The following is an 8247-nucleotide window of genomic DNA, read 5'->3' as shown; positions in this document are numbered from 1 at the left end:
CCGTGGGAGAGAACGGGATCAAGACGCCGCCGGATTGCCAAATGTCAAAACCACCGCCCTCGCCGCCATCATTGGCTGAACTGCGCCAGGAGATCGATTCGATCGACTCGCAGGTGCACAGCCTGTTGATGCAGCGTGGCGACATCATCGACCGGCTGATTCAGGTGAAGCAGACGCAGGAAGTCGGCTCAGCGTTTCGGCCGGCGCGCGAGGCCGACATGATGCGTCGTCTGGTGCAGCGTCATCGCGGCATCCTCCCGCTCGACACCGTCGAGAGCATCTGGCGCGTCATCATCTCGACCTTCACCTACGTCCAGGCGCCGTTCTCGGTGCATGCGGACATCTCCGTCGGCGAATCCCTGATGCGGGATTCGGCGCGGTTTCATTTCGGCTTCACCGTACCTTACGTCTCGCATTTCAGCGCACCTGCAGCAGTCGAAGCGGTTGCCAGATCCAAAGGCGATCTGGCGCTGGTCTCGGCGACCGCGAGCCGCACGCCATGGTGGATCGCACTCGAGCCGCACGATGCGCCGAAGATCATCGCACGCCTGCCCTTCGTCGAGCGTGCGGACCACCCCGCAGCCCTGCCGGTATTCGTGGTGTCGCGCGTCGCCGACAGCGCTATGGTAACCGAAGTCGAGACCTGGAGCGTGCGCGTCTCCGGCTGGAACGCCGAGGCTGCCCGCGCGCTGTCGCCCTTGGCCGAGATTGTCGCGGTACCCGATACGGCGTTCGATGGCGCCGCGCTTCTGGTGTCGGTGACCGCCGGCCACCTCGAGAAGATCAAGGCGGCGCTGATCCAGTCCGGCGCCTCGGTGCGCTCATCGGCCCTCGTCGGCAGCCACGCAACGCGCTATACCGTGCCCAACGGCACGGCAAAATAGCCGCCCGTTATTTTCCGGAGTTGAAGATGTCACGCCCCGTGCCGAATCCCGGCATTCTCGATATTGCGCCCTATACGCCCGGCAAGAGCCCGAAGGCGGAACCGGGCCGCAAGGTGTTCAAGCTGTCGGCCAACGAGACGCCGTTCGGCCCCTCGCCGAAGGCGATCGAGGCCTATAAGAGTGCGGCCGAGCATCTGCACGACTATCCGGAAGGCACCTCGCGTATCCTGCGCGAAGCGATCGGGCGCGCCTACGGGCTCGACCCCGACCGCATCATCTGCGGTGCCGGCTCCGACGAAATTCTCAACCTCCTGGCGCACACCTATCTCGGCCACGGCGACGAGGCGATTTCGACCACCCACGGCTTTCTGGTCTATCCGATCGCGACGATGGCGAACGGCGCCGTCAACGTGATCGCGCCGGAGGTCGACTACACCGCCAGTGTGGATGCGATCCTCAAACTGGTCACGCCCAGGACCAAGCTCGTCTGGCTTGCCAACCCGAACAATCCGACCGGCACCTATCTGCCGTTCGACGAGGTGAAGCGGCTGCGGGCGGGACTGCCCTCCCACGTGCTGCTTGTGCTGGATGCAGCCTACGCGGACTATGTGTCGCGCAACGACTATGAGATGGGCATCGAACTGGTCGCAACCAGCGAGAACACCGTGATGACCCACACTTTCTCGAAGATCCACGGCCTCGCTGCGTTGCGCGTCGGCTGGATGTTCGGACCGGCGCACATCGTGGACGCGGCCAATCGGATTCGCGGACCCTTCAACGTGTCGACGCCGGCGATGCTGGCGGCGATCGCGGCGATCGAAGATACAGCGCACCAGGAGATGTCGAAGACGCACACCGAAACCTGGCGCAATCGACTGACCGAGGAGATCTCGAAGCTCGGTCTCAAGGTGACGCCCAGCGTCGCCAATTTCGTGCTGATCCATTTTCCGCTCGACAAGGGAAAGACGGCCGAGGATGCCGACGCCTTTCTCACCAAGCGTGGCCTCGTGCTGCGCGCCCTGAAAAATTACAAGCTGCCGCATGCGCTGCGGCTGACGATCGGCACCGAGGAAGCCAACAAGCTCGTGATCGAGGGATTGCACGATTTCATGAGGGCAACTTGAGCAATAGCAGTACGCCCCATTTCGATCGCATCGCGCTGATCGGCTTCGGGCTGATCGGCGGCTCGATCGCGCGCGCGGCACGAGCGCAGGGTTTGGCGACAGAGATCGTCACCACTGCGCGCTCGGCCAAGAGCCGCGCCCGCGTCGCGGAGCTCGGCATTGTCGATCGCGTGGTTGAGACCAACATTGAAGCGGTCAGCAATGCCGATCTCGTGATCCTCTGCATTCCGGTCGGCGCCTGCGGCCCGGTTGCGGCCGAGATCGCGCCGCACCTGAAACAGGGCGCGATCGTCTCGGACGTCGGTTCGGTCAAGGCTTCCGTTGTCAAGGATATGGCGCCGCATCTGCCGGCGAACGTGCACTTCGTGCCGGCGCATCCGGTGGCGGGCACCGAAAATTCGGGCCCCGATTCCGGCTTCGCCGAGCTTTTCATCAATCGCTGGTGCATTCTCACGCCGCCCGAGGGGACCGAACCGAGCGCGACCACGAAGTTGCGGGCGTTCTGGGCCGCGCTCGGCGCCAAGGTCGAGATCATGACGCCCGAGCACCATGACCTCGTGCTCGCGATCACGAGCCATCTGCCGCACCTGATAGCCTACACCATTGTCGGTACCGCCGACGAGCTGGCGCAGGTGACGTCTTCCGAGGTGATCAAGTTCTCCGCCGGCGGCTTTCGCGACTTCACCCGCATCGCGGCATCCGATCCGACCATGTGGCGGGACGTGTTCCTTGCCAACAAGGATGCGGTGCTGGAAATGCTCGGCACTTTCAACGAGGACCTTTCAAAACTCACCCGCGCGATCCGCCGCGGCGATGGCGAAGCGCTGTTCGACCATTTCACCCGCACCCGCGCGATCCGACGCGGCATCGTCGAAACCGGACAGGATTCGGCGGCCGCTGACTTCGGCCGTCCGCACGCGCAATTGAAAAAGTAAATCTAGAAAAGCGGCGGGACCTGTCCGACCTTCAGCGGGCCGAGATAGACGGTCCCATCGGCAAAGCGCAGCGGGAACGTGCGCGCCGGTTTGCCTTCCAGTGTTGCGGCCGTGCCGAGCGCGTTGATGCCTGCGGCGAGACCGGCATTGGCATTCTGCTTGACCACCTTGCCGAGGCCGGGAATTGCCTTGTCGAGCGCGCCCAACAAATTGGTGACGTCCTGGCTCCGCACGCCCGGCGCAACGCGGTCGAGCGTTGCCTGCGGCACGCCATCTTCCAGCATTTTTTCGAGACCCAGCGCCGGGATGATTTTCTCAAGGCCCGTCACCGTCATCTGCAATTCGCCGTTGATCTGCCCTTGCGCGTTGAGCTTCAACGTACCGGCGGCCACCGCGATCAGATCGTCCTGCGCAACCCGCGACTGAACGATCTCGACCTGTCCGTCGCCGGCTTGAAGTTCGCGAAATCGCTGCGGCCACGGTTTTGGAGTAAGATCCTTCAGGCCCGTAAGCTTTGCATGGACGTCTGCGCCAAAGGGGCGCGCCAGCACGGGATGAACATCCTGGGCGCTGCCCGATTGGATCTGCAACACGCTTTCAATGACGGGATCTTTCAGCGTCGAGCCTTCGGCCAGCCGGCCGTGCAATTCGACGTGCTTGGCGCGCGCCACCGGCACCTGCACCGAATTGCTATTGATGCGGTCGATCGCGACGTCGTCGAACACGATCGAGGCGCGCTGTGGAATGGCGGGAAGTCCGACCACGCTCGAACGCGCCGCGCTCCAGCTCACCTGCATCGGCGGCGCGCCCGGCGTTTCGGAAATCGTCGCCGGCGACTTGAATTCGGCGATCAGCAGTTTCGGATCGTAGACTTGCGCGACCGCTAGGATCTCGCCGAGATTGATCGTGACGGGCACGGGCGAAGCACCTGCCGTCTGCGAGGTCAGCGCGACACGCGCGCCGTCGCAGCGGACCTCCAGACGAAACGGATAGCCGGAGATCGACTGCTTGGCGCAGTCGTAGCTTCGTCCGGACTTCGCCTCCTGGGCGCGCCAGGCGTCGGCCTTCACCTCAGCCTGCGAGGCGGCATAAAACCAGAACGCGCTCCATGCCGCAGCGGCAATCAGGAGCACGATCGGAAGCGCGAAAAGCGGCCAGCGCGAGCGGCGGCGCGGCATATCGGAGGGCAGGGTCATGCTGGTCATGGACCGGACCATTGGCGGCCAATTTTGTCAAATATAAGCAGCCACTTGCCAAGCCATTAGCGCGGCATTTCCGCTTCGTTTCGCAACCAGGTTCTGATAGCCATCTTCCGAATGTCCGAGAAAGAACCTTCCCACCCGTCCCACGAAGACTTCTGGGTCTTCGGTTATGGCTCGCTGATGTGGCGGCCGGGATTTGAGTTCCTCGAACAGATCCCCGCGCGCCTGATCGGAGAACACCGCGCGCTTTGCGTCTATTCGTTCGATCATCGCGGCACGCCGGAGAAGCCGGGGCTCGTGCTCGGGCTCGACCGGGGCGGCGCCTGCCGCGGCATCGCGTTCCGCGTCGCGGGCGGGCGTCGCGAAGATGTGATCAACTATCTTCGTGGCCGCGAGCAGACAACCCACGTCTATCGCGAGGTCATGCGCTCGGTGTGGCTGGAGAACGAACCGCGCCAGCGTGTGAGTGCGCTGGCCTATGTGGTCGACCGCGGTCACGTGCAATATGCGGGACGGCTCTCGCTACAGGACCAGTTACGCTACGTTCGGCAGGGCCACGGCCGCTCCGGCAACAATCGCGACTATGTGCTGGAGACTGTGCGTTCGATCGAGGCGCAGGGCTTTCGCGATCCGCAACTGCATCAGCTTGCGCTGATGCTGCACGACGAGGCTCCACTGCACCGTTGAGTCAGCATTCTTTACGCGTTGGCGGACGCCGAATCCGGCACACCGCCGAACAACTGCGCCTGCTCTTGCCTCGCGGCCTCGACGAGCCGCGCGGTCGCTTCTTCGATGACGGCTGAAATCCGCGCCAGAAATTCGTCGCGCGGCAGGCCCGGCGGCACGGGATCGAGGAATTCCACGACCAGCGTGCCGGGATAGCGCATGAAGGTCCGGCGCGGCCAAAACAATCCGGAATTGAGCGCAACCGGCAGGCATTGTTCGCGGCAGCTCGCATAGAGTTGCGCGACGCCCGGCTTGTAGTCCGGTGGGGCTCCGGGCGCCTTACGCGTCCCTTCCGGAAAGATGATCAGCTGGCGGCCATTGTTGCGGACTTCTTCGCTGGCCTGCCGCACCATTTTCAGAAGCGCGCGGCCGCCGGCGCTGCGATCGACGGCGATCATGCCGGCCTTGATCGTGTACCAGCCAAAGAACGGAATTCGCGTCAGCTCGCGCTTGAGAATGTAGAGCGGCCGATCGAACCAAAGCAGCAGCGCAAAGGTCTCCCACATCGACTGATGCTTGGAGGCGACGACCAGCGGCCCTTTCGGGATCTTTCCGACGCCGCGATATTCGACTTTCACATTGCAGATGATGCGAAGCAGCCAGGTGTTCTGGCGCGACCAAAGCCGGACCAGCGTCATCAGTGCGGCGCGCGGCAGCACGAAGGTCGGAAGCGCGACGACGAGCCAGAGCACCAAATGCACATAGAACAGCACGTTGTAGGTCAACGAGCGCAGGAAAATGGAAATCATCGACGGTACCGATCAATTCGCTGGCGCGGTCAGTTCGCTTGCGCCGTCGCCGGCTGGCGCGGCGCCACTGGTGGAGCCTCATTGGCCTCGCGCGTGATGTCGAGGCCCACATCCGCCAGACGCACCCGCACTTCGGCCGCGACGTATTTCAAGTACTCAGATAGCACCAGGCGCAATGTTCCGCTATTGGTCCACCATGGCTCCTCGCGCCATTTGTCGCCGACCACGGCGTAGGGGATCAGCGTGATATCGGGCATCGCATGCGACAATTCAACGATCGCCCGCGGCATGTGATAGTTCGACGTCACCACGATCAGCGACTTGAACCCGCGCTCGCGCGCCCAGCGCCGCGTCTCCGCGGCGTTGCTTCGGGTATTGACCGCCGAGCGATCGAGATCGACGCAACAGCTCAGTAGCGATTGATTGTCGGTGAGCGAGCGCGAGATGTCGTTGGCGCCGCTGGCCGGATGCACGCCGGAGATCAGAAGCCTTCGGCCATAGCCGTCCGCCAATAACTCCATCGCGTCCGAGACGCGAAAGGCCCCGCCGGTGAGCACGACGATGCCGTCAGCCGAGCGCGCCGGCTTGGCCTCGGTGCCGCGCAGCTGCGACAGAAATCCGACGAAACCAACGGCTATCGCAACCGCCGTGATCGCGGCCGCGCTGGCGATCACAGCTCTCCAGCCCTTACGCGGCGCGGCTAAAGGCGCGGAACTTGGTCGGTCGGCGGACGGAAGGCTCATTGCAATCAGGCGATCTCCTCTTCGGCCCAATTCTAAAGCATGACCACAGCAAACGGGAACCGGTTTTCGTGTTCCGATCGAGGCCGGTCACCTCATTCGATATCGTTGAGGGTGGCAAACAGGGTACGCCGCGAAGCCCAGGCCGTGATCGCAGCGATCACCACTGCCTGCACCGCCAGGATCAGGTAACCCGAGGGGCGCAACGAAAACGTCCCCAACAGGGCGGCGAATTGGTCCCCGACGGGCGTGCCCGAAAACCAGTTTGCGATCGATTCCGAAAAGCCGAAGACGAGCATCGCAATGCCGCCGCCGATCACTCCGCCCTCGAGACCGAGCCGCAGGAAATGCCGCAGGAAACGGTTGGCGATGAAGCGGTCCCCGGCGCCGACAAAATGCAGGACCTCCACGATCGGACGGTTCGCCGCCATCGCACCACGTGTTGCAAAGGAAACCGAAATGATCGTGGCGATGATCACGAGCGCCAGAATGCCGATGCCGGCGACTACCGTGGCGCCGGTCATCGAACGCATCCGCTCGATCCAGGCCCGGTGGTCGTCGACGCTCGCGGTCGCCGCCGCCTGCGTCACAGCGCGACGCAAAGCTTCCAGATCCACGGTCGATCCCGGCTGCACGCGCGCGACGAGAACGCGCGGCACCGGGAGTTCGTCGAGCGATAATCCGCTGCCGAGCCACGGCTCCAGCAATTTCGCCGACTCCTCCCGCGAGAACGGTCTGAGGTCGACGATGCCCGGCTGCGCCCGCGCCGCGTCCGCCGCGGCCTGCGCATCGCGGTCAAGATCGCGTCCCGGCGCCGGACGAACCTGGATCGTGATCTCGCTTGCGACCTCGGACTGCCATTCGGCGGCGGAGGCGCTGACCAGCAACACCGTGCCTGTTGTGATCGAGGCCAGGAAGGTCATGATGGCGACCACCGCGACCAGCGCACTGCCGGAGATCGAACCGCGCGGCACGATCGGCGACATGTTGCGGGCCCGCGCCGGCACCTGCGGACGCTCGCGTCCGAGGTCAACCAGAGGGCCGAGGTGTTGATCGGTCCTACTCATAAATGTGCAACCGTCCCTGATGCAGCACGAGCCGCCGCGCTTCATACTGATCCATCAGGTTCATATCGTGTGTCGCGATCACGACGGCGGTCCCGGACTTATTCAATTCGATGAAGAGCCGCAGCAAGCGCCGCCCCAGCGTCGGATCGACGTTACCGGTCGGCTCGTCCGCGAGCAGCAATTGCGGCCGGGAAATGACCGCGCGCGCGATCGCGGCCCGCTGCTTTTCTCCGCCCGATAAAATGGGCGGCAGTGCGTCCATGCGTTCGCCGAGGCCAACCCATTTCAGAAGATCGATCACTTCCTTGCGATAGCTCGATTCGTCACGGCCGAGGACGCGGAACGGCAGAGCGACGTTCTCATACGTGGTCATGTGATCGAGCAGACGGAAATCCTGCAACACGATGCCGATCCGCTTGCGCAGATCCGCGATCTGATCCTTGCCGAGCAATGACACATCGTGGCCGAACAGATTGACCAGCCCCCGGGTCGGCCGCAGTGACAGGAACAACAATTTCAGCAGCGACGTCTTGCCGGCGCCGGAGGGGCCGGTGAGAAACTGGAACGAATGGGCGGGGATCAGGAAACTGAGGTCGCGCAAAATCTCCGGGCCGAGCCCGTAGCGCAATCCGACATTTTCGAACCGAACCAAGTCTAGCTCCGTTCGACAGGGCATGCCGCGCACACCGGCAACGCCCGGACAAAACCCGCGCAATATGGCGGTTTTGCTTCAGTTATGGTTTCCGGTTCGTTAACGGTCGCCTTGTAGCATCCCGATGTTACGAATCCGACCAGCATGAGCGCTCCATGCACATCGTTT

At 63.5% G+C, this 8247-nt stretch carries 9 protein-coding genes; 4 read left to right on the top strand and 5 right to left on the bottom strand.

Annotated elements, in window-relative coordinates:
- Window positions 1-41: 41 nt before the first annotated feature.
- The 3 genes from VFL62_RS04455 to VFL62_RS04445 are packed head-to-tail and all read left to right on the top strand — an operon-like array spanning window position 42 to window position 2943.
- Entirely contained in the window at window positions 42-884 is an 843-nt protein-coding gene (locus VFL62_RS04455) for a chorismate mutase (RefSeq protein WP_325171164.1), read from the top strand.
- 26 nt (window positions 885-910) lie between these two features.
- The gene (gene hisC / locus VFL62_RS04450) at window positions 911-2008 is read left to right on the top strand and encodes a histidinol-phosphate transaminase (RefSeq protein ID WP_325171163.1); all 1098 of its coding nucleotides are present in this window, start codon (window positions 911-913) and stop codon (window positions 2006-2008) included.
- The gene (locus VFL62_RS04445) at window positions 2005-2943 is read left to right on the top strand and encodes a prephenate/arogenate dehydrogenase family protein (RefSeq protein ID WP_325171162.1); all 939 of its coding nucleotides are present in this window, start codon (window positions 2005-2007) and stop codon (window positions 2941-2943) included. The genes hisC and VFL62_RS04445 overlap by 4 nt, the downstream gene beginning before the upstream one ends.
- Before the next feature lie 2 nt (window positions 2944-2945).
- Here VFL62_RS04445 and VFL62_RS04440 read toward each other — a convergent pair whose 3' ends face one another.
- Window positions 2946-4148: a DUF2125 domain-containing protein gene (locus VFL62_RS04440; protein ID WP_325171161.1), complete on the bottom strand. Its 1203-nt coding sequence runs from the start codon at window positions 4146-4148 to the stop codon at window positions 2946-2948.
- Window positions 4149-4259: 111 nt separating this feature from the next.
- On the opposite strand from VFL62_RS04440, the gene VFL62_RS04435 reads away from it, so the two are divergent.
- Window positions 4260-4832: a gamma-glutamylcyclotransferase gene (locus VFL62_RS04435; protein ID WP_325171160.1), complete on the top strand. Its 573-nt coding sequence runs from the start codon at window positions 4260-4262 to the stop codon at window positions 4830-4832.
- A gap of 11 nt (window positions 4833-4843) precedes the next feature.
- Here the strand turns inward: VFL62_RS04435 and VFL62_RS04430 are convergent, their stop codons facing one another.
- The 4 genes from VFL62_RS04430 to ftsE all read right to left on the bottom strand — a co-directional run bounded on the left by VFL62_RS04430 (window position 4844) and on the right by ftsE (window position 8079).
- A complete protein-coding gene (locus VFL62_RS04430) occupies window positions 4844-5620 on the bottom strand; it encodes a 1-acyl-sn-glycerol-3-phosphate acyltransferase (protein WP_325171159.1) in 777 nt (258 codons plus the stop codon).
- Window positions 5621-5649: 29 nt separating this feature from the next.
- Window positions 5650-6363, bottom strand: coding sequence for a YdcF family protein (locus tag VFL62_RS04425; protein WP_325171158.1), 714 nt, complete (start codon window positions 6361-6363; stop codon window positions 5650-5652).
- A 92-nt stretch (window positions 6364-6455) separates the two neighbouring features.
- Window positions 6456-7427: an ABC transporter permease gene (locus VFL62_RS04420; RefSeq protein ID WP_325171157.1), complete on the bottom strand. Its 972-nt coding sequence runs from the start codon at window positions 7425-7427 to the stop codon at window positions 6456-6458.
- On the bottom strand, window positions 7420-8079 hold the full coding sequence (ftsE, locus tag VFL62_RS04415) for a cell division ATP-binding protein FtsE (protein ID WP_325171156.1): 660 nt from the start codon (window positions 8077-8079) through the stop codon (window positions 7420-7422). The genes VFL62_RS04420 and ftsE overlap by 8 nt, the downstream gene beginning before the upstream one ends.
- Between the last annotated feature and the right edge of the window lie 168 nt (window positions 8080-8247).

Origin of the sequence: Bradyrhizobium sp. (genome assembly GCF_035701725.1) — a bacterium.
In the GTDB taxonomy this organism is placed as follows: Bacteria; Pseudomonadota; Alphaproteobacteria; order Rhizobiales; family Xanthobacteraceae; genus Bradyrhizobium.
This window is presented reverse-complemented; position numbering and strand designations above follow the sequence as displayed.

Excerpts from the sequence above, each read along its gene's own strand:
- VFL62_RS04435 (WP_325171160.1), top strand. The coding sequence starts at position 4,260 with ATGTCCGAGAAAGAACCTTCCCACCCGTCCCACGAAGACTTCTGGGTC.
- VFL62_RS04420 (WP_325171157.1), bottom strand. The coding sequence starts at position 7,427 with ATGAGTAGGACCGATCAACACCTCGGCCCTCTGGTTGACCTCGGACGC.
- VFL62_RS04440 (WP_325171161.1), bottom strand. The coding sequence starts at position 4,148 with ATGACCAGCATGACCCTGCCCTCCGATATGCCGCGCCGCCGCTCGCGC.
- hisC (WP_325171163.1), top strand. The coding sequence starts at position 911 with ATGTCACGCCCCGTGCCGAATCCCGGCATTCTCGATATTGCGCCCTAT.
- VFL62_RS04425 (WP_325171158.1), bottom strand. The coding sequence starts at position 6,363 with ATGAGCCTTCCGTCCGCCGACCGACCAAGTTCCGCGCCTTTAGCCGCG.
- VFL62_RS04430 (WP_325171159.1), bottom strand. The coding sequence starts at position 5,620 with ATGATTTCCATTTTCCTGCGCTCGTTGACCTACAACGTGCTGTTCTAT.
- VFL62_RS04455 (WP_325171164.1), top strand. The coding sequence starts at position 42 with ATGTCAAAACCACCGCCCTCGCCGCCATCATTGGCTGAACTGCGCCAG.